Origin of the sequence: Ancrocorticia populi (assembly GCF_003123745.1) — a bacterium.
GTDB classification, from domain to species: Bacteria; Actinomycetota; Actinomycetes; order Actinomycetales; family Actinomycetaceae; genus Ancrocorticia; species Ancrocorticia populi.
This window is the reverse complement of sequence record NZ_QETB01000001.1, coordinates 413,231-432,586: the sequence shown is the minus strand read 5'-3', so window position 1 is coordinate 432,586 and position 19,356 is coordinate 413,231. Positions and strand designations below refer to the sequence as shown.

The 19,356-nt window shown below is 59.9% G+C and carries 14 protein-coding genes and 1 tRNA gene; 3 read left to right on the top strand and 12 right to left on the bottom strand.

Features of this window, described 5'->3' with window-relative positions; genetic code table 11:
• Nucleotides 1-5 precede the first annotated feature (5 nt).
• The 3 genes from DD236_RS11955 to DD236_RS01995 form a co-directional block, all read right to left on the bottom strand.
• On the bottom strand, nucleotides 6-218 hold the full coding sequence (locus DD236_RS11955; RefSeq protein WP_133246036.1) for a hypothetical protein: 213 nt from the start codon (nucleotides 216-218) through the stop codon (nucleotides 6-8).
• On the bottom strand, nucleotides 205-4,827 hold the full coding sequence (locus tag DD236_RS02000; RefSeq protein WP_109092696.1) for a hypothetical protein: 4,623 nt from the start codon (nucleotides 4,825-4,827) through the stop codon (nucleotides 205-207). Before DD236_RS02000 ends, DD236_RS11955 begins: the two co-directional genes overlap by 14 nt.
• 67 nt (nucleotides 4,828-4,894) lie before the next feature.
• Nucleotides 4,895-5,479 carry an HdeD family acid-resistance protein gene (locus tag DD236_RS01995; protein WP_109092695.1) on the bottom strand — a complete coding sequence of 195 codons (585 nt, stop codon included), beginning with the start codon at nucleotides 5,477-5,479 and terminating at the stop codon, nucleotides 4,895-4,897.
• A gap of 404 nt (nucleotides 5,480-5,883) precedes the next feature.
• On the opposite strand from DD236_RS01995, the gene DD236_RS01990 reads away from it, so the two are divergent.
• Complete coding sequence (locus tag DD236_RS01990; RefSeq protein WP_109093255.1) at nucleotides 5,884-7,215, top strand: MFS transporter; 1,332 nt, start codon at nucleotides 5,884-5,886, stop codon at nucleotides 7,213-7,215.
• 106 nt (nucleotides 7,216-7,321) lie between these two features.
• Here the strand turns inward: DD236_RS01990 and DD236_RS01985 are convergent.
• The 4 genes from DD236_RS01985 to DD236_RS01970 form a co-directional block, all read right to left on the bottom strand.
• A tRNA-Arg gene (locus tag DD236_RS01985) sits at nucleotides 7,322-7,393 on the bottom strand.
• Between the two features lie 68 nt (nucleotides 7,394-7,461).
• The gene (locus DD236_RS01980) at nucleotides 7,462-8,376 is read right to left on the bottom strand and encodes a universal stress protein (RefSeq protein ID WP_109092694.1); all 915 of its coding nucleotides are present in this window, start codon (nucleotides 8,374-8,376) and stop codon (nucleotides 7,462-7,464) included.
• Nucleotides 8,377-8,538: 162 nt separating this feature from the next.
• Nucleotides 8,539-9,357: a C40 family peptidase gene (locus tag DD236_RS01975; RefSeq protein WP_109092693.1), complete on the bottom strand. Its 819-nt coding sequence runs from the start codon at nucleotides 9,355-9,357 to the stop codon at nucleotides 8,539-8,541.
• A gap of 266 nt (nucleotides 9,358-9,623) precedes the next feature.
• Nucleotides 9,624-10,325, bottom strand: a complete 702-nt coding sequence (locus tag DD236_RS01970; protein ID WP_109092692.1) for a metal-dependent transcriptional regulator — start codon at nucleotides 10,323-10,325, stop codon at nucleotides 9,624-9,626.
• Between the two features lie 149 nt (nucleotides 10,326-10,474).
• On the opposite strand from DD236_RS01970, the gene serC reads away from it, so the two are divergent.
• The gene (serC, locus tag DD236_RS01965; protein ID WP_109092691.1) at nucleotides 10,475-11,581 is read left to right on the top strand and encodes a phosphoserine transaminase; all 1,107 of its coding nucleotides are present in this window, start codon (nucleotides 10,475-10,477) and stop codon (nucleotides 11,579-11,581) included.
• Nucleotides 11,582-11,603: 22 nt separating this feature from the next.
• Here serC and DD236_RS01960 read toward each other — a convergent pair whose 3' ends face one another.
• From DD236_RS01960 to DD236_RS01940, 5 genes are all read right to left on the bottom strand, one after another.
• Nucleotides 11,604-13,022 carry an MFS transporter gene (locus tag DD236_RS01960; protein ID WP_109092690.1) on the bottom strand — a complete coding sequence of 473 codons (1,419 nt, stop codon included), beginning with the start codon at nucleotides 13,020-13,022 and terminating at the stop codon, nucleotides 11,604-11,606.
• A gap of 133 nt (nucleotides 13,023-13,155) precedes the next feature.
• The gene (locus DD236_RS01955) at nucleotides 13,156-14,613 is read right to left on the bottom strand and encodes an NCS2 family permease (protein WP_423716454.1); all 1,458 of its coding nucleotides are present in this window, start codon (nucleotides 14,611-14,613) and stop codon (nucleotides 13,156-13,158) included.
• Nucleotides 14,614-14,854: 241 nt separating this feature from the next.
• Complete coding sequence (gene manA / locus DD236_RS01950) at nucleotides 14,855-16,096, bottom strand: mannose-6-phosphate isomerase, class I (protein WP_109092688.1); 1,242 nt, start codon at nucleotides 16,094-16,096, stop codon at nucleotides 14,855-14,857.
• Nucleotides 16,097-16,864 carry a DUF3027 domain-containing protein gene (locus DD236_RS01945; RefSeq protein WP_243409873.1) on the bottom strand — a complete coding sequence of 256 codons (768 nt, stop codon included), beginning with the start codon at nucleotides 16,862-16,864 and terminating at the stop codon, nucleotides 16,097-16,099.
• A complete protein-coding gene (locus DD236_RS01940; RefSeq protein WP_109092686.1) occupies nucleotides 16,857-17,231 on the bottom strand; it encodes a cold-shock protein in 375 nt (124 codons plus the stop codon). The genes DD236_RS01945 and DD236_RS01940 overlap by 8 nt, the downstream gene beginning before the upstream one ends.
• Nucleotides 17,232-17,392: 161 nt before the next feature.
• Between DD236_RS01940 and DD236_RS01935 the strand changes: the two genes are divergently transcribed.
• Nucleotides 17,393-19,351, top strand: coding sequence for a TPM domain-containing protein (locus DD236_RS01935; protein ID WP_109092685.1), 1,959 nt, complete (start codon nucleotides 17,393-17,395; stop codon nucleotides 19,349-19,351).
• Nucleotides 19,352-19,356 lie beyond the last annotated feature (5 nt).

Below are 19,356 nucleotides of genomic sequence, written 5' to 3'. Positions count from 1 at the left end.
AAAGGCTAAATCTTGCCAAAGTGAGGCGGGAGATCTTCGAGGAGCTGACGCTCCCGAGCATCTCTCGCCTCCACTTTTTCGTCACTGCTGGGTCCGTCGCCAGTCTCTTCCGTGAGGGCCTCGTGAAGCGCCTCGGCCTCTGAGCCAAGCTCACCACGGCTAATGCGCTCGCTATCCACACGCGAGAGCCTCACGGCCCGGTGGCTAGGCTTCGTCATCGGGCCTCACCGCAGTGATATCACCCAAGGTGGCTGGCCCCTCGCCTGCTCCAAACTCATCCTCTTGGCCAGCCCGCGAACGGCTCACAACGTTTCGAAGCACAGCATCTGTCTGGCTCCCCCGGCGGTGAATATCGAGCTCCTCCCGGATTGCCGCGACAAGCTCGTCCTCAGTACGGGGCACACCGTCAGAGGAAATCCACGTCACGATGTCATCCAACTGATCGTCGCTGTAGGCCGCCAGCGGCAAACCGGGCGTTAACTGCGGACGCGTTCCACGCGGCTTTGCACGAACCTCGGCAGGTTGTGGCGCTGGCGCGGGCAGAGGTGCGGGGGTCGAGACGCTCCAAGAATCATTGGTGAGGCTAGGCGCTGGTTCCACTGGGAGCACCGCTGCACCAAGCTCAGAGCGCTTGGTCTTTTCCAAGATGTCAATAACAGCCTGAGCCTGGCCCTTCGGATCCACGAACAGCGATGTGGAGAACGTGCGGAACACACTCCAGCCTCGGGAGGTAAGCCTCTCGACCCAGTAACGATCACGCCGCCGAAGGGATTGTTCGGCAACGTATTCGTCGTCGTCAATCAAAATGGCAACCCTCCACGTACCGCGGAACCGTGAGTGGCCGGCCACCAACGGAATCCGAACACCATCCTCGTAGCCGAAGTGGGCAGCGGTCTGCCATCCGGCGCGCTCGAGGCGGGCGGAAAGCTCCGCAAGCAGCGGAGCAACCGGCGCACCGGACTCCGTGGGATCCAACTGGACCACGGCCCCGCCAGCCCGATCGATCAGCTTGCCCAGCAGTCGCGGGCCGGGAGCGGTAATGTTCTCCACGCCGATCTCTCCGGGTCCGAGCGCTGAGATAATCGTGAGCTCACCGCGCGCAGCCTCAACGGCATCAACCAGCCCGGCCACACCGCGGGGCGTGGCAAGCGAGCCGAAGGAATGAAGGACGCGGCCGTGAACAGTCTTTCCGTAACCTACGGAGAGGATAACGGAATCGCGGCGCAGTCCGGAGCACTTGGTAATGTCCAAAATGACGAACGGCTCGTGGGTATCGCGTTCCGTGAGCGAGCCGAGAACTGTGGACTTTGCGATGGTCTGGCGCATTGCCTCGCGAACGCGGGCGGCGTGGTGTTCGGACACGCATACCACGGCCAGAGACTTCTCCGGCTGAGTTAGGGTGTGCTCAACCACCATGTCCACCACGGCATCCACTTCGGCCTGCGTGCCTTCCACGGTGCCGGTGGCGGGGCTGGGGACGCCACGGCCGTTCACCGTCACCAAGCGGGCCCGATCAGTGCGTGGTAGGGCAGGGACCATTTGGAGGAGATCTCCATATCCCTGCTCGCGAAGCGTTTGAGTGGCAAGCTCATCGTACTTTGCGCGGATGGTGGGCAGCGGGCAGACTGGAAGCACATCGGCTAGAGCCTTGATTGCCGAATCAGCCGTAGCGCGGCGCATATCCCCCATCACTACGATCTGGCGCCCGCGCATGAGCATGGAGATTGAGCTGTGGAGCTTTGCGGCGTCCATCTCGTCCATAATCACAAGGTCCACCCATGGCATCGCGGGAATGAACTCCGCCGCCATCATCGAAGGCATCACCCACACGGGACGCGCCACTTGGACGATCCGCGTGTAGCTGGTGATTGCATCGCGGAGCCCGCCCGAATCGTAGCGGGCCAGGTGCTCATCGAGTGCAACGGTCTCCTCGCGGCGCTTGGAGATGGTCTCACGCATCAGGCGGACTACTGCACGATGAACCGGGCCAGCAAGGGTAGCGGTGTGTTCCTTATCGAGGTACCTGAATTCCTCGGTTAGGCGCGTCAGTTCACCAGGGCCCATTCCCGACAGCAGCGGGGACCGCACCACAAGGCGCTCAAACACGGAGTTCGTATAGATCAGCTCGATTTCGCCTCGGACCTTATCTGCCGCAACGTGGCGGCTGGCCAGTTCATCATAGATATCCCCGAGTGCTGCATCTTGAAGATCGTCAATAAGGGCGTTCCGGCGCGGGAGCGTTGCCATTGCATCCTGCCCGGACGCTAGTTGGCGCAGGTAGACCAGCAGGTCTTCGAACGGCATACCGGATAGATCGGTGCCGGGGGCAAGCACGGCTTCGAGGGCTTCGACCTCGTTGTACACCTCAGAGGCAATGATCTTGATTTGGTTCATCCCGTCCGGAAGCGTCGGCCAACCTCCTTCCGAGCTGTATCGGCGCCAAACATCGCGGAGATCCTGAACCTTGACGAGCTCAGCATGCAGATCTGTGGCGGTAGCACCGGGCCGCACGAGGTCACGTGCCTGCCGGGTCAGATGCCGCCGCTCGGAGCGCTTCATAGAATGCCCATGCTGCTCACGCCACTCATTCGAGCCGGTGGCGATCACCATCTGCTCCGCGCTCCGCTCGTAAACCTGAGGAAGGAACACATCCAGAGTATCCGCGATGCCCGAGAGCATCTTGATTTGTTCAACCCACTCATCTAGAGACGCTGCTCTAGTAATGCTTGCCTCGCCAGCACCACGCTGGGCCTGCGCGATCACAACTGGCAGGGACTCCTGCGAAAGCCGTGTTGCGCGCTCCAGAGCCTTCGTGGCTTCATCCACCGTATTGATCCGCGAACCAGTCCACGCCGATGCAGCGCCGTGCGGCGAGAACGTACCGAGCCGAGCAAGTTCGGTAAACTGATCAATCACTTCCTCGCGCGATTCGTGCAGGGTTTTCAGCGCATCGTCTTGGACTCGGATCCTGCTGGTGGGCCCATCCTCCGTGGCCGTGAGCTCAGCCAGACGCTCCAGAAGCGAGTAAACGGATTCGCCCCACTCCTCGTCCACACTATGAAGAGCATCAAAGTATGAGGTCAACTCCTTACGCACGCTCACAAGTTGCGAGCGATTTGCGGAGATCTGCACCGATGGGGCGTCCTTGTGGCGGAGCCTCATTCCGGTGCGCAGGCGCATCGCAACACTTTCTACGTCAGAGAAGTCCAGGGCGATATCGCCCAGATCAAGGTTCTCAAGCTCATCGATCAGAGCGCGGCCCGCGGTGGCACCGCCGGGAATGTATAGCACCGAGCGGCCAGAGGCTGCCGCATCCGCCACGATGCCGGCAAGAGTGCCTACCTTCTCGGAGCCTGGAGGAGTGTTGATGACAACTGAACGGCCCGAGGCAACAGCCTCGATTGCCGCGAGTTCTTCGACGTCCCGATCGCCCGCGCCACGTTCGGCCTCAGGAGATCGGTCGCTCAGTTCCGGCGGCGGTAGCGGTGCTGATGAAAGGCCACGGGTTTGCTTATCCCCCGCAAGCGCCGCCATGACACCGGAAGATTCGATGTAGGGATGCATCGCTTCCAGATCCGCCAACAGGACGGCACCTGGATGCGTGAAGTTGCCGAGCAGAACCTTCGGCTCATATCCATAATCATCCAGATAGCGCCGGCACAGATCCCGCAGCTCTGTCAGGCCGGCCTCTTCCTCGGTCGGATCTGCCACAAGCTTGTGAATCTCTTTAAGATCGTCGGGATTCGCTCCAGCCGCGATCAGTTCCTTCTCCAGTGCCGGATTAACCTTGCACTTCGCGGTGAGAGTGATATATGCGTCCGCGTCACCATGTGCCGTCAAGCGAACCTCGCGATAGAGGGCTGCCTCGGTACGCTCCTCGGGTTCCGCCGCCTCCACCACGCGCGCCTCAGATTGTGAGGGCGATTCGGCTTGTGCGGGTGATTCGGCCTGTGTTGATGTCTCAGCCGGTTCGACCATCTCGTTTTCAGCGGCCGCCTCGGGCTGTGCTGGTGACTCGGTCTGTGCCGGTGGCTCGGCTTCCTCAGCAGGGTCCTTCGCCCACTCCGGAACCTCTGACTCGTTCTCTTCCTCGCCAAAACCCTCGAAATCGAGCTCTAAGCCATCGGAATCATCATCGATGGAAGAAGCTGGCTCCGCAGATGCTGACACCGGAGATGTTGACGCAGCAGGCTCAGGGGACACAGGGCTTGAATCCTCGGGGCTCGGGGCCGCAGAGCGCGCAGCGTCACCACTTGAAGTGCCCTCGACATCAGCACCAGCTAGCTCCGAATCGGGATCGTCGCTGTCGGTTGGCTCCGAAATTGGACTGCTCTGGGCCTGGGACCGCCACGAGATCTCCCCAATGGCGAAGGAGACCGGTGCGTAGCCGTAGGTTTCGTTCAGCAGAGAGAGCTGGTGCTGGAGGCTGGCTAGCCGCCCGCGCGCTACCTGCAGGGCACCTTCCTCACGGATGAGAGAGCTCAGGAGCGTGGGCATGCCAGAGGCGAGCTGAGCTCCGCCAGTGGGATGCTGACTGGACAGATCCACCACGGATGGGTCGAGGGAGCTCAGCGGCTTAACAGCAGCACCAGATTCCTCAGCCAACTGACGGCGCCACTTGTAGAAGGCACGATCCACCATTTCGTGGGCTGACGGGCCCTCGGGGCGAGGATCCTCGTCTGCCTCAGGGGCCGGAGAGCTCGAAGTGACAACATCACCTTGAGCTTCGGTGCCCGGATCGTTATCTAGGGTTACCGAAGTTTCCGGGGACGTAGGTACCTCGGGTACCTCGCCGCGGTCACGCTTGCGCTTAAAGAAAGGAGTCACAATACCACGGTAACCGCACGCACGCGTGTTTGGCGCGGAGCACGCCGAGTTGTTCCGAATTTGTCCCCTAGTTCGCTGACTTCTTGACGCGGAAACCGAGCAGGATCTCGGAAACACCGTCAACGATCGCAAAGATACCAATAGTCCAGACGAGTCCCAGCAGGGTTGCCCCTGGGACTGCCGCCATCACAACGGCAACGCCCACGGCTACAATGCCAGCAATGAGAATAGCCCACCAGTACCGCGCACCCAGTTTCTTGAACTGGAATGAGGAGGTGATGTAGCCGAAGCCCATCGCGAAACCCCACGCGATCACGACGACTGTGATGGCAAAGGCCGCGGTCCCGGGCTGGATCATCGCGACGATACCAGCCAACAGGGACATAATCGAGGAGAACAAACCCCAGCCGCTTCGCAGGTCCTTATCGCGTGTAAAGTGCGCAATAATCCCAGTAAACCCAGTCACGGCAAGCCAGGCTCCGAAGAAGATCGCGATCACAAACGCGGATTTAATTGGAGCCGCTAGGAACACGATTCCTACGATCAAGCTCAAAGCGCCTTGCACAAAGAGCCACACGCGGGACACGTCTTTCATCTCTTCAAAGGGATGCACTTGTCCACTGCGATACTCATTCGGCTGCGTACTGCTCATTATGGCTCCTCACATTCGGCTCTCTAGCAACACTATCACCGGCGATTGACCGTATCACAGCACCTATCGCACAACCATCGTCGTGAGCTTCCAAGACGCGGCTCACCGTTGCATCGGTGCCAAGATATCCCAGTTGAACTAGGCACTTGGCCACCCGTAGGATAACGCCCATGTCAGCTTCTTGCTCCGCCGCCTGTGCGGCAGTGACTGAGGTGTCCCGCTAGCGGCGGGACAACAGTCATTTATCTTCTGGTTTCTCCCGTCGCTTCGTGACCATTTCGAAGCGGCGCTAAGTTGCGTTGCTCGGACACATCACTAGCAACGGAGTTTCCTTGCAGTTCCCAAATATCCCTTCCTCACGAAGGAACCCTTCGTCAACACGCGCGTGGCTGCTGTTGTTGGCAATGTCTTGCCTGCAATTCTTCATCGCCGTTGACGTTACAGTCGTCAACATCGCTCTGCCGTCCATCGGCGAGGCATTCCACGTGAGTGGTGGTGCGCTCACGTGGGTCATGGTCGGCTATACCATCACCGCAGGTGGCCTTCTTATGCTGGGCGGCCGCCTTGTGGACCTGTTCGGCAGGCGTCGCATGCTCTTAACTGGAACCGTCGTGTTTGGTGGTGCCTCGTTAGTGGCGGGCCTTGCTCCCACTTTTGAGTTACTTGTTGCGGCACGTCTGGTACAAGGCGTTGGTGAGGCGGTTGCGCTGCCTGCCGCCATGGCAACCATCATCCTGTTGTTTCCTGAGGGTCCGGCGCGATCAAAAGCTCTAGGAATATGGGCGGCGGTGGCTAGCGGCGGACTCGTCGTGGGCTTTGCCCTGTCCGGAATAATCACCGCGTTTCTTGGGTGGCGGTGGATCTTCCTGATCTGTCTGCCGTTCGTGCTCGTGGTCATCATTGCCACCTTGGCCCTACTGGAGCCCGACCGTCCCCATTCTGATCGTCCGGTCCCGTTAGACGTGCCCGGTACGATCCTATTGACAGCCTGCCCACTATTGTTTGCCTCCGGCGTTGTCACGGCGGGCGAATCCAATACAAGCTGGCCAATCGCAGTGATCGCGATCAGCGGTTCGATCGTTACAGCGGTGATGTTCGTTCGTGTAGAGCGGCGCGCCGCCAACCCTCTCATTCCGCTTGGCTTCTTCTCTCATACGGGGCGGGTACATGCGAATCTGGGCACCATCTTGCTGTCTGCCGCCCTGTCTTCATCCTTTCTGCTCTTCACCTTCTACTTGCAGGACAACCTTGGTGTTGGTCCACTGGAATCAGGATTGGTCATGTTGCCGCTAGCCATTGCCCTCGTAGCCGCCGCGTTGGTGGCACCGCGGTTCATGACACGGTGGGGTGCCTACACCTGCGTGGCGATCGGACTGGCATCCACTGCGGGAGCTATGGTTGCCATCGCTGTGGTGACTACGGTCGGCGCCGGACCCGGCTGGCTGCTTCCAGCGATGATATTGGTTGCGGCAGGCATGGGATTCGGCATCATCGGCCTGCAATATCAGGCAGTCAGCGATACCACCGAATACGACGCCGGAACGGCTTCGGGAGTACAACGAGCAGCTGACCAACTCGGTGGAGCAACGGGCACTACCCTCTACATTGGAATCGGATTCGCCCCCGCGCTCCACGCAGATAACCCATTCCTTGCCAGCTGCCTGCTTGCCATCCTTGGGCTTGCTGCCGCTGCGTTCATCGCCATCAAGGCACCCAAGGAATCTCCCAGAAAGTAGACGCGTCATGCAGCGTGATCCGTGAGCGGGCTCGACGAATTCTGGCCCCCAGAGACAAAGATAGCCCGCCGTCTCGTTTTGTTGAGATGGCGGGCGTTTCTCTGAGTGCCCCCGAAAGGATTCGAACCTTCGACCTACCGCTTAGGAGGCGGTCGCTCTTCCCCTGAGCTACGAGGGCGGACCCCACTAGTGTAGCCAGATTTCAGGGCGGACACCGACTTGATCGCTGGTGCATGAGCAACCTAACTAAGGCTTGCGGCTCCACGGAACCGCAGGCCCGCCAAGATCCTCGTTGTGACGGGTACGCCGCGGCACAACCACAACCGGGCAGGCAGCATGCTGAATAATCGACTGGCTCGTTGACCCGAGTAGCAGGCCCGCGAACCCTCCCCGGCCGCGCGAGCCGACCACGAGAAGATCAACCGCGGTGGAAAACTCCGTCATGAGTGCGGCGGGGTTACCCTCAATCGCATGGCACCGAACGTCTAGGTCGTATCCCTGACGAGCACCCTCGACGGCCTCCTTTAGGCCAGCACGAACATCGTCTAGAACCTCTTGATGGTAGCCGCCCCCGGGCAGCCATGCCGACCCAGCGAAGCTAACTGCGCCCACGCACGAGAGGCGGGCGCCCCAACGCACCGCTTCGCGCACCGCGAGATTCAGGGCCACGATGGATGACTCAGAGCCGTCCACACCGCACACGATGTGCTTGACGGGAAGAACTTCGTTTACTGGACCAGAAGGAATGATAACCACGGAGCAATATGACCTAGAGGAAACCGCAGTTGCCACGGACCCTAGGAGACGATCGGCAAAGCCGCCAGAGCCGCCCCGCGCGCCCAGCACAATCCGTGCCGCGGATTTTGAACGCTCGAGGAGTTCGCTGGTGGGATCCTCGGGTGACAGGTGCGTTGCATAATCGAGTACAACGTCCTTGACCTGTTCCGCAGCCTTTTCGAGGATCTTCTGAGCGCCAGCCTCAAGCAGATGCCCCGACGGCTGAGCATCGCCAGGCGAGTACCCCGGCCGCTCGTAACAGCAGATGACATCGAGGTGTGCGCCTCGAACCTTTGCTTCTTGTGCCGCCCATTCCAGAGCGTTAAACGAAGCTTCGGATCCGTCGATACCGCAAACCACAAGGTTTTCGTGACGATACGCCATGCTTGCCACCTCCACAGGATAACTGCCGTGTACTCCAATTCTGGCACGTCGGAAGCGTTTACGCCCGGTTCAAGGCAAACTATCTCGGCTGACCGTGAGCAAGTGGCGCAAGGCAAGAAAAAAGAGGCTAGCAGATGCTAGCCTCTTTTTTCTTAAGTTAGATTAGCCAACCCGGATAACCGTTGGGGTGCCGCCCACATAGGAATCAGGTCCAACTGTGGTGCCCATACCGGGGTTCCAAGCGGCAACGTTCTGGCCGTTACCAAGGCTGATCGCCACGTGGCCGGGCCAGTACAGGATATCGCCAGGCTGAGCCTGTGAGTAAGGAACAGTGGTGCCTGCGGAGAGAACCGAGGTCGTGTACCCACCGATCGAAACGCCGTGCTGGGCGAAGACGTAGCGGACGAAGCCGATGCAGTCCCAACCGGAAGGAGTGGTGCCGCCGTGAACGTAGGGCGAGCCAGTGTAGGACATCGCGGTGTTCACGATGGCGGAAGACGAAACCGAGGAGCTAACCGAGGCAGTCTCGGTAGCGCTGGACTGGCTGGAAGAAGCGGCCGTGGTATCGGCTGCAGCCGCTGTGGTCTCCGTGTCTGCTGCAGCGGTCTCTGTAGCTTCAGTCTCCGCTACAGGCTCTTCTTCAACAGCGGGCTCGGGCTCTTCTTCGATCTCAACCTGCGCGGCAGCGTCGATCGAGCTGCTTTCCTTGCCAGAGTCGTTGTCTAGGCTGGTTGACCACTCAACGTCATCCTGAGTGGTAACCGCCGATGTCTTCTCAGCAGCATCTGCGTCAGCCGCATCGGACTTGACGGTGAGTACCGCAGCGTCATTCAGCTCTGTAGTGCCTTCGGCGGCGTTTGCAGCCGGCATCGTGACACCAAAAGCGGTTCCCACGGCCATAGCGGCGATGAGGCCACGGCCAGCGGGCGTGTTAACGGAATTGAGAGCAGCCTCGCGTGTAATCGCATGGCGTCCGGTCATCGCGTTGTCTCCTTGTTACATCAGTTGTTCGCGCGGCAAAACCACTACGAACTTTGTCTGTGTAAAACACTAACGGTTATCTAACGCAATGTCACGTTTATATAACGGTGTATGACGCAGGTCATATTTCTATTTTTTTGGCGCTATTCCGTGGCTTTCAGAACCTGCACCTACTGATTTAGCGTGCTAGATCACGAAGAATATAACGAAATGTGACGCAGTTCAGCCTATTTTCGTGACCTAACTGTCACACGTAACGTTGGCCGTTATGAAGCATCCTCAACAAGCAGATGGCCTTGAGTCCATGGACTTAACGCGATGGTTGCACCACTCGGGAAGTGCATGCTCCACGACTTCTCGTTGCTCCGCGTAATATCCACCTCAACACCAGAGGTAAAGCCAGCGTCTTGGAACTGCTTGAGGAGCCCAGCATCGGTTTGAAGGACCTCTCCAATGCGACGGAGGTGTACTGTCCCGCCGTCGTCGTTCTCACTCAAAAAATCAACCACCCGTATTAGGCCGGACGGCTCGGCGGCCTGGATACCGGGCCCATCCACGCCTAGGCCAGGAATGGAGTTGCCGAACGGATCCTCGAGATCGTCCGAAAGCAGTTCGGCGATCTTCTCCTCTACGCCGTCGGAAATGACGTGCTCCCAGCGGCACGCCTCATCGTGAATATCCACCCAATCAACGTTCAGAACGTCCAGAAGCAGACGTTCGGCCAGACGGTGCTTGCGCATCACGTTCGTGGCTTGGCGGCGCCCCTCCGGGGATAGCTCAATGGTCCGCGAACCAACGATGGAAAGCAGCCCATCGCGTTCCAAGCGAGCCACCGTCTCTGACACCGTGGGCTTGGATTGGCCAAGACGCTCAACCAGACGCGCGCGCAGCGGCGGGACGCCCTCTTCCTCAAGCTCATAAATCGCCTTGAGATACATCTCCGTGGTGTCCACGAGATCGCCACTCATTGATTGCTCCTTGCCGGGTCTAACAGCCGTTTGGCCACTACTGTATGTGAGCCTATGTATCCTCTCACGGAATAGTCGAGCCTCAAGCGTTTATACGCACTTTTCCTCACCAAATTGGGCAGAACGCAGCAAGGGGGCAAAATGGTCTCATGACACTCGAGATTCCTGCCCACCTGCTCCCCCGCGATGGCCGATTCGGCTCCGGCCCATCGAAGCTCCGTAGTCAGCAGATCGCGCGGCTCGCTGCCCCAGACAGCCCGCTTGGTACCTCGCACCGGCAAAAGCCCGTACGCGGCCTCGTGGCGAGTATCCGAGGGCAGGTGGCCGATCTCTTCAACATCCCCAGCGGCTACGAGGTAATCCTCGGCAACGGCGGCGCCTCCCTGCTATGGGACGCAATCACGTTCTGCCTTGTGGAATCGCGCCCGCAGGCGGCCGTATTCGGCGAGTTCTCTGGGAAGGTTGTCAAAGCCATCTCCCGCGCACCATGGATCGACAGTGTGGACATCCGCCGCAGCACCCCGGGCGGCGTCGCGCTGTGTGAAACCGCGCCGGGAATCGACACCTATCTGTACGCACACAATGAGACCTCCACTGGCGCCCTTTCTCCCGTGGCCAGGTTCGGGGGCGGCGAGGCCCTCACGATCGTTGATGCCACTTCGGCTGCGGGCGGGGTGAGCGTGGATATTGGACAGACTGACCTGTACTACTTCTCTCCCCAGAAGAATTTTGGGGCCGACGGCGGACTGTGGCTCGCCATCGCTTCACCTGCGGTTTTGGAGCGGATCCAGAAGCTGACGAGTGAGCGCTGGGTCCCGGACATCCTGAACCTCCAGTTGGCAGTGAACAATTCCCTCAAAGACCAGACGCTGAACACCCCGGCTATCGCCACCCTCTTGATGATTGACGAGCAGCTTCAGTGGATGCTTGAGCAGGGTGGGTTGGACGCCATGGCGGCACGGACCGAGCGTTCCTCGGCGGCCATCTACGACTGGGCGCTCAAGCGCGAGGACGCCACACCCTTTGTTGCTCAAGCCGAATACCGGTCACCCGTAGTGGCAACCGTGGACTTTGACGAGACCGTGGATACAGCGGGCGTGAGCAAAACCCTGAGGCACCATGGTGTTGTGGACATCGATCCCTACCGATCACTCGGCCGCAACCAGCTCCGCATTGGAACGTTCCCCAACGTTGATCCTGAGGACGTGGAGGCGCTCCTCGCCTGCCTCGATTGGGTCATCGACTCCAAGCGGTAGGGCGGAGCTGGAACAGAGGGTCTTAGCGGGCGTGGTCTCCCGGGGTTTTGTCGCCCTGAGATTGCGCGATTTCGCGGTTGATTTGGTCTTGAGCGGTCTCAACGGCCGCGTCCCGCTCGTGCTCAAGCGGCCCCCGGATATCGAAGTGGGGGCGCGAACGAAGGTGGTAGCGCACCTGAACATCCCACGTGCGCCGGCCCCAGATATAGGCGCCAGCCACCACTAGGAATGCGGAGATTGCCCCAATACCTACACCCCAGCGCGGGCTGAGTGCTTCCGAAATCCACCCCACCAGAAGGGCACCGATAGGTGTAGACCCCTGCATCACCGTCTGATACAGGGCCATCACACGCCCCCGCATCCTCGGGTCGGTGGACATTTGGACGGCCGTATTTGCGCTCGTCAGGAGCGTGAGCATCGTGAGCCCAACTAGGACCAGCGAAACCGCGTACAACGGGAAGGTAGGCATGAGGGCGTTCAGGGACGCAGCGATGGCGAATGCAAAGGCCGCCATAACCACCACTCGTACCCGTGGCTGGGTCTGGCGCCGAGCTGCGAAGAGCGCGCCGGTGAGCGAGCCGATCGCTAGGATCGATCCGAGGAACCCATAGCCATCTGCCTCTAGGCCAAACACCACACGGGCCATGGACGCCGATGTGAGCTGGAAGTTCATGCCAAGGCAAGAAACAACGCCAGTCACGATGAAGATGACGCGTAGATCCGAGCGAGCGAGCACATACTTCAGGCCCTCGCGGACTTGCCCCTTGGGGCGCTTCGACTTTTCGGCGGGTTGGGCCGGCGAATCTGATGTGTCTTGCTGAGCGTCCGCTGCCTTATCGCTTGCACGGTAATACTCACTTGGGCGCATGATCGAAAGCGCAAAGAGGGTGAACACGAACGAGAAGCCGTTGATGATGAACACCCAACCAATGCCTACCCACGCGATCAGAACGCCGGAAAGGGCGGGCCCGATGAGGCGCGCGATGTTGAAGCTGGTGGAGTTGAGCCCAACCGCGTTCGGAAGGGACCGCGGCGGGACCAGCTCGGAGATGAACACGAGGCGCGGCGGGCCGTCGAAGGCGCCAACCGTGCCCAGTGCAAAGGCGAAGAGGCACACGTGCCACACACTTGCCGCATCCAGTAAGACCATGGCGCCCAGTCCGAACGCCAACAGGCCCTGAAGGGACTGGGTACAGTAAAGGATCTTGCGCTTATCGAATCGGTCAGCAACCGCGCCAGCAAACGGCATAAAGAACAGCATGGGCACGAATTGAAGGGCCGTCACCAACCCCACTGCGAACGAGCTATCTTCCGTGAGGACGGCGAGCACCAGCCAGTCTTGGGCAACGCGCTGCATCCAAGTGCCGGTGTTGGCCACGAGTGCGCAGAAAAACCACACACGATAGTTGTAATACTTCAGGCTCGCGAAGGTGCGTCCCAATGCGCGGCATCCTTTCAAAGAACAGGTGAGAATATGCAGAAAACTGGCGGAGCTATAATTCTAGCCCCGCCAGTTTTCTCTTACCATGATGCACCTGACAATTTGTGCATCAACTGCAAGTTCTTGGCGTCACCTATGCGAGCGCCGATTGAATCGGTCCCATAAGGAAGTAAAGAACAAAGAGGATCGCAACCAGCCACAGAAGCGGGTGGACCTTCTTCGCATTACCCGTGGCAACCTGAAGAACAACGTGGGCGATGAAGCCAACGCCAATACCAACTGTCAGCGAATACCCGAACGGCATCATGACGATCGTCAAGAATGCCGGGATGCCCGTTGAGAGCTTGTTCCAATTAATATCGGGCACCTGCTGCATCATGAGGAAGCCAACGGCAACCAATGCGGGAGCCGCCGCTTCGTTCGGGACAAGTGCCACGATCGGCGAAAGGAAGGTGGCAAGGAGGAAAGCAATGCCCGTGACGATGGAGGTTAGGCCGGTACGTCCGCCATCCGCCACTCCGGTAGAAGACTCTACGAAGGCGGTGTTGGATGAAACGCCACCCATACCGCCGGCGATGGCTCCAACGGAATCCACCAGCAGAATGCGGCTGGTGCCCTCGGGGTTCCCGTCCTCATCGAGGAGGTCACCCTCGGTTGCCACGGCAACCATCGTGCCCATAGTGTCGAAGAAATCTGCAAGCAGCACGGAGAAGGTCAATACCACAACCGCGATCACGCCAAGCTTCTGGAACGGGCCGGTGATGGAGAATTCGCCAAGAGTTGCGAAGGAAGGAAGCTGGATAGGCGAACCCGAAATGGAGGGCACGGATAGGTTCCAGCCACCAGGGTTGTCCTCACCAACCACACCCAACTTGCCCACGGCCTCGGCGATCACTGCTAGGACGGTCGAGCTGACGATGCCGATGAGGATAGCGCCCTTGACCTTGCGCACCATGAGAATAGCGGTCACAAAGAGGCCAATTACGAAGACGGCCATCGGGATCGTGGAGACGGAGCCCTCTACGCCGAAGGTGAGCGGCGTGCCACCGCCGGTGCGCACCATCCCCGCGTTGACTAGGCCAACCAACGTGATGAACATGCCAATGCCCACCGAAATTGCCGTACGTAGATACATCGGTACGGCGCGGAAGATCGCTTCGCGCAGTCCGGTCACCACGAGGAGCACAATCACGATGCCTTCGAGCACGATGATGCCCATGCCATCGGCCCACGTCATACCGGGGAGTTGCACGATGGTGAACGCAACCATGGAGTTCAATCCGAGGCCCGCCGCAAGGCCGATCGGGAAGTTGGCTACCGCTCCCATAAGAATCGTCATGATTCCGGCAACCAGTGCCGTACCTGCCGAAATTGCGGCGAGGTTTGGCTCATCGCCACCGCCAAGGTAGGCGCCAGTGGAATCCGGACCCGACAGGATGATCGGGTTGAGAATCAGGATGTAAGCCATCGCGAAGAAGGTAACGAGCCCTCCGCGAATCTCGCGGCCAAGCGTGGAGCCACGCTCGGTCAGGTGGAAATATTTGTCCAGCAGGCCAGCCTTTTCGGTTTCAGGCGGCGTCTTCGTGTCTATCACTTGATTGAGTCTCACGCTACGGACGAAAGAGATCAAGGGAGCTTCCACATATTGGACACCCTAATTCTCGAAAAACGGGACTCCGCCCGATCCGGCAGCCCGGCCTCCATGGCCAACATTCCCTGAGTTTTCCCGGATTTCGCGTGGATCTGCCGCTGCCTTTCCAACTCGCGGACCGGGCGTCCGGCTCCAATTCGTGAGCTGGCTCCTAGCACTGAGACCTCGAGCACGTGCGGCCCTATGGAACCGCGGCAATCACAACTTTCCCAAAGCCGCGCAGCCACAACCGGCCCTCGTCAGCACCTACAAAGGCTGCCTGCCCCTGATTCACAACCATCGTCTGGCCGCCTGCCTGTATGCGAACGGCTCCCTCCAAGCACACCACAGTCCGAGGCCCCTCACTGCGCTGGGAATCCCATACGTTGGCGTCCGCCAAATTCACGATGGAGAGCTCGAAATCCTCCACGGGCGCATAAAACACCGAAGTGGAAGGAGAAACTCGCTCTGGAGCAATTCTCATTGGCGGTGCCGCATCGGCGCGAACAATCTTCAGGAGTTCGGGCACGTCAATATGCTTCTCGGTAAGGCCGGCGCGCAGCACATTATCCGAAGAGGCCATGATCTCAACGGCCACACCTCGCCGGTAGGCGTGAACAGTCCCATCCGGGATATAGAGCGCCTCCCCCGGCCGAAGCGAAACCGGGTTCATAAGCAGTGATGCCAGCACCGTCGGATCTTCGGGATAGGTATCCGCAAGAGAGACAACGGCAGCATCAGCCCTGCGAGAGGGGGACTTTTCCGGGTCACGTTCAGCACACGCTTCCACCAGTTTCACCACCCGGTCTGAGCTTGGGGCGGTCTCGGGAGAAACAAGGTAGGAGAACGCTGCCTGCACTCCCTCTCGTAGGACCATGCGCCGCAGCTTCTCCGCAAGCGGCGTGCGCAGCCCCTTGATAACCTCGGCAATACGCCGGGGTGTCCTGAACCCTACCAGCGCCTCGAATGAAGATAGGGCGTACACGAGTTCTGGTTTTGCGTTGCGGTCCCGGTAGTTTCGGGTGGAAGCACTGCGCGAAATCCCGGCCGCTTCCTCGGCATCGAAGCCCTCCTGAGCTTGAGCCTTTGAAGGATGGACCTGAAGCGAAAGCGGCTGCGTGGGAGCAATGAGTTTGATGAGATAGGGAAGCGTGGAACCGTACCCCTCAAGGATGTCCTCACCCAGTGCTCTCAACGGATCCGACGCGATAAAATCTTCGAGGGTCTGTTCGTGGACGGCCGCGCCTTCCCCAATCCCATAGAGCTGAGCCGGATCAAAAAGCGGTTCTGAGCTGGCAACCCCAACCCGCGCTGAATCATCCGGATGGGCACCCAACCACACCTCGGCCACCGGACCGCGCGCAGGAGGATACCCAAATAACCCCGGGATAGCCTCCGGGCCACCCCAAGCATAGTCCCGGGCCCTACCTTGCAGCCGTTCCATCTACTCAGCCGCTAGGACGTCAAGATCCATTTCGTCGATCACCGGGGACGTTTGGTCCCATAAGAGCTTCTGGCCGGGCACGTCCGTTTGCGAATGCGATCCGCATCCGTGGTCCAGCGAAACTACCTTTCCATCGAATGGAGACCATTCGTTTGCACACACGCCAAAAACAGTGCGCGCCGAACCATCCATTCGCATGAGGAACCCACAGGTGGAACACGAGGCCGAAGCCGAACGCGTGGCCTGATTGTCAGGCCCGTGTTCGCCGCTATACCAGCGTGCGAAGGCCTCATCACGCCCCTTAGGGGACAGGACACGCTCCCGGCCGATCCCGAGCTCAAAATCCTCGAGCTGATCGGCGTCCTCCCCCGTCTCCTCGAAGCCGGCCTGCAGGCGATCGTCGGATTCAACGTAGGGAAGCCGATCTGTTGACTGCACATCAGAAGGCTTGAGGCGATCGGCCCACGCAACCCAATCGGGCGCCAAGTGCGCGTCTGGCCCGGGCCTAAGCGACATCTCGTTGATCGTGGGGCGCTTGGACCGCGGGATGCGAGCAAGAGTCACAGTCCAGAACCAGCCCGGGTATCCGGGCAGGAGGCACGCAAAGCAGTGCGTCAGGACGCGATCGCCCTCAACAACAACTCCCACATGTTCGCCCACACTCTCCGGGCGCGTCAGTTCATCGAGAGCCCCGCGTGCAAAATCCACCGCTTCCGCGAGGATATGCTCTTTGCCGGGCCCTTTCGAGAGCTCAATTCGTTCAGGCATCAAAATCATCCGCTAGTTTTCGTAGGGCCTCGGCGATCCGGCGGCCGCCTTCCGGGTAGCGCCCCCGCCGCAACTGCCCAGAGGCATGGTCAAGGATCTTGATAAGATCCTCAACAATCCCCACCATATCCTCTGGCGAGCGCCGGTTCTTCCGCGCCAGTGACTCCACCTTTTTCACAGGAGAAACAGAGAGGGCTTGTGGGCCGCGCCGCGTTTCAGCTACGCCATATTCGACACGAGTACCGGGACGCAGCTTGGCGCCAATCGACACTGCGGAGGAGGGAAGATAGACTTCCTCTCCGTCGTCGCCGGCAATAAAGCCGAACCCCTTCTTCTCATCGAAGAATTTAACCTTACCCGTAGGCACGGCAACTCACTTTCATCATACGGAACACATACTGTCCCTTAGTCTAGCCTCTCTATCACCGGACGTTAGAGGGACTATGGCGATACTCGCATACTCTCCGCCCAGAGAGTATCTAGCGTTTCGCTCTTTCGCCCTACGCGCCGATACGCCATGATCTAAGGGTGAGATCTGAGCATCGAGTATTTTCTGCCTTCTTCGCCCTGCTCGCGGCCCTGACCGCGAGCCTTCTCGCGCTGCCTGCTGCTAGCGCGGAGGAGCCATTCGCCGTGACGAACTTGGTCACCGATGAATCCGGCGCCGTTGGCGATACAGAGAGCATCGAGTCAGCCCTCGAGGATCTTCAGGACTCCGCCGGAAACAGCCTACGTGTGGTGTTCGTCAACACCTTTGAATCAGCCAGCTCCGATGAATGGGCGCGCGATACATTCCGCGAATCTGGATTCGGCAGCCGCGATGCACTCTTGGCCGTTGCCACCGATACCCGCCAGATTTCCGTGTGGGCCGGTGGCGAGGGTTTCACATCTAACGAACTCAGCGATGCCATTACCGATGACGTCCGCGAACAGTGGCGCAACAGCAACTGGGAGGAAGGAACAATCCTCGTGGCCGATTCACTAGCAAGCTCTGGGAGTGTGAGCTGGGCACCGATCCTCATCGGCGCCCTCATCATTGTTATTGCGGCCCTCGCCTACTGGATTTGGACCCGGAGGCGCGAAGCCGCAAAGGGCCGCGAATCTGCCGCCGAGTTGGATCGATTGGAAAAGCAGGCTTCGGGTAGCCTTCTTTCTGCCGACGACGGCGTGCGCTCCGCTTCTGCGGAACTCGAGTTCGCACGGGCAGAGTTCGGCTCGGAAGCCACTTCCGCCTTCTCTGAGGCTCTAGTTGAAGCCCAAGACGCTGTGCAGCAGGCCTTCGAAATTCAAAAGCTGTTGGATGATGATATTCCCGAGACTCCTGCCCAACAGGTGTCAATGAATCGTCAGATCATCGATCTGACAGCGCGCGCCGAACAGGCCATCGCCGCCCAAGAGGCCGAATTCCAGAAGCTCCGCAACCTTGGAGCTACGGTAGGTCAACACCTCGATGATCTGGATGCCCGGACCAAGGAGATCGCCGAGCAGATCTCTACCGCGAACGCCCAGCTCGATTCACTCGCCCTCACGTACCCCGAGTCCGCGCTGGAGACCTTGCGCTCGTATCCGTCACAGATACTTAACCTACTCGGGTCCGTGGCCGAAACCGTCGCCGAAGGCCGCAAGCTTGTTGCGGATCAGGAGCAGAACAAGGCGGTCGTGTACGCCCGAGTTGGCGAGGACACTCTTCGTCAGGCCCGCGCACTCGCACAGAAGCTCACGAACGCTCGCTCGTCGCTAGAACAAGCGAGCGCGCAGATGCGCGAGAACCTCACATCTATCAGCCAAGACGTTGCCGATGCCAAGAGGCTCGGCGGGGGCGATCCAGTGATCGCGACCCGTGCTGCCGCCGCCCAGAAGGCCATTGACTACGCCACCGGCAACACGGTTGACCCCGTCAAGGCAGTGGCCGATTTAACCGAGGCAGAAACTGCCCTTGATGCCGCACTCGAACAGGCACGGAACGCCGATGAGAACAGACAGCGCGCACAAGCTCTGATCCAGCGAAATCGGACTCTTGCCCAGGCAGCGATTTCTGATGCGGATTCCTACATTGATCAGTACTCTCGATACGTCCCGGCGCAGGCACGCACGGAACTTGCCGCGGCCCGAAAATCATTCAATGAGGCGTCAGACAGCACAGATGGCCCCGCCAAGGCGCAAACCTTCGAGCGTTCGCGAGCGCAGGCAGATAATGCCAGACGGATCGCCGAGCGCGCCGTTTCCGATGAACAGAGCCGCCAGAATCAGGGAGGGAACTCCGATTGGGGTTCTATTGTGGGCGGAATGATCATCGGGTCACTTCTGTCCGGAGGCCGCGGCCGTGGCGGCTACTCCGGCGGCTCCTTCGGCGGACGGCCCGGCGGCTCCTTCGGCGGACGGCCCGGCGGCTTTGGTGGTGGGCGTCCTCCCGGCGGCTTCGGAGGCGGCCGCCCTGGCGGAGGCGGTGGCTTCGGAGGTGGCAAGGGATTTGGCGATTCCTTCTAAATAAT

Excerpts from the sequence above, each read along its gene's own strand:
- DD236_RS11955 (WP_133246036.1), bottom strand. The coding sequence starts at position 218 with ATGACGAAGCCTAGCCACCGGGCCGTGAGGCTCTCGCGTGTGGATAGC.
- DD236_RS01995 (WP_109092695.1), bottom strand. The coding sequence starts at position 5,479 with ATGAGCAGTACGCAGCCGAATGAGTATCGCAGTGGACAAGTGCATCCC.
- DD236_RS01990 (WP_109093255.1), top strand. The coding sequence starts at position 5,884 with ATGTCTTGCCTGCAATTCTTCATCGCCGTTGACGTTACAGTCGTCAAC.
- DD236_RS01980 (WP_109092694.1), bottom strand. The coding sequence starts at position 8,376 with ATGGCGTATCGTCACGAAAACCTTGTGGTTTGCGGTATCGACGGATCC.
- DD236_RS01975 (WP_109092693.1), bottom strand. The coding sequence starts at position 9,357 with ATGACCGGACGCCATGCGATTACACGCGAGGCTGCTCTCAATTCCGTT.
- DD236_RS01970 (WP_109092692.1), bottom strand. The coding sequence starts at position 10,325 with ATGAGTGGCGATCTCGTGGACACCACGGAGATGTATCTCAAGGCGATT.
- serC (WP_109092691.1), top strand. The coding sequence starts at position 10,475 with ATGACACTCGAGATTCCTGCCCACCTGCTCCCCCGCGATGGCCGATTC.
- manA (WP_109092688.1), bottom strand. The coding sequence starts at position 16,096 with ATGGAACGGCTGCAAGGTAGGGCCCGGGACTATGCTTGGGGTGGCCCG.
- DD236_RS01945 (WP_243409873.1), bottom strand. The coding sequence starts at position 16,864 with ATGCCTGAACGAATTGAGCTCTCGAAAGGGCCCGGCAAAGAGCATATC.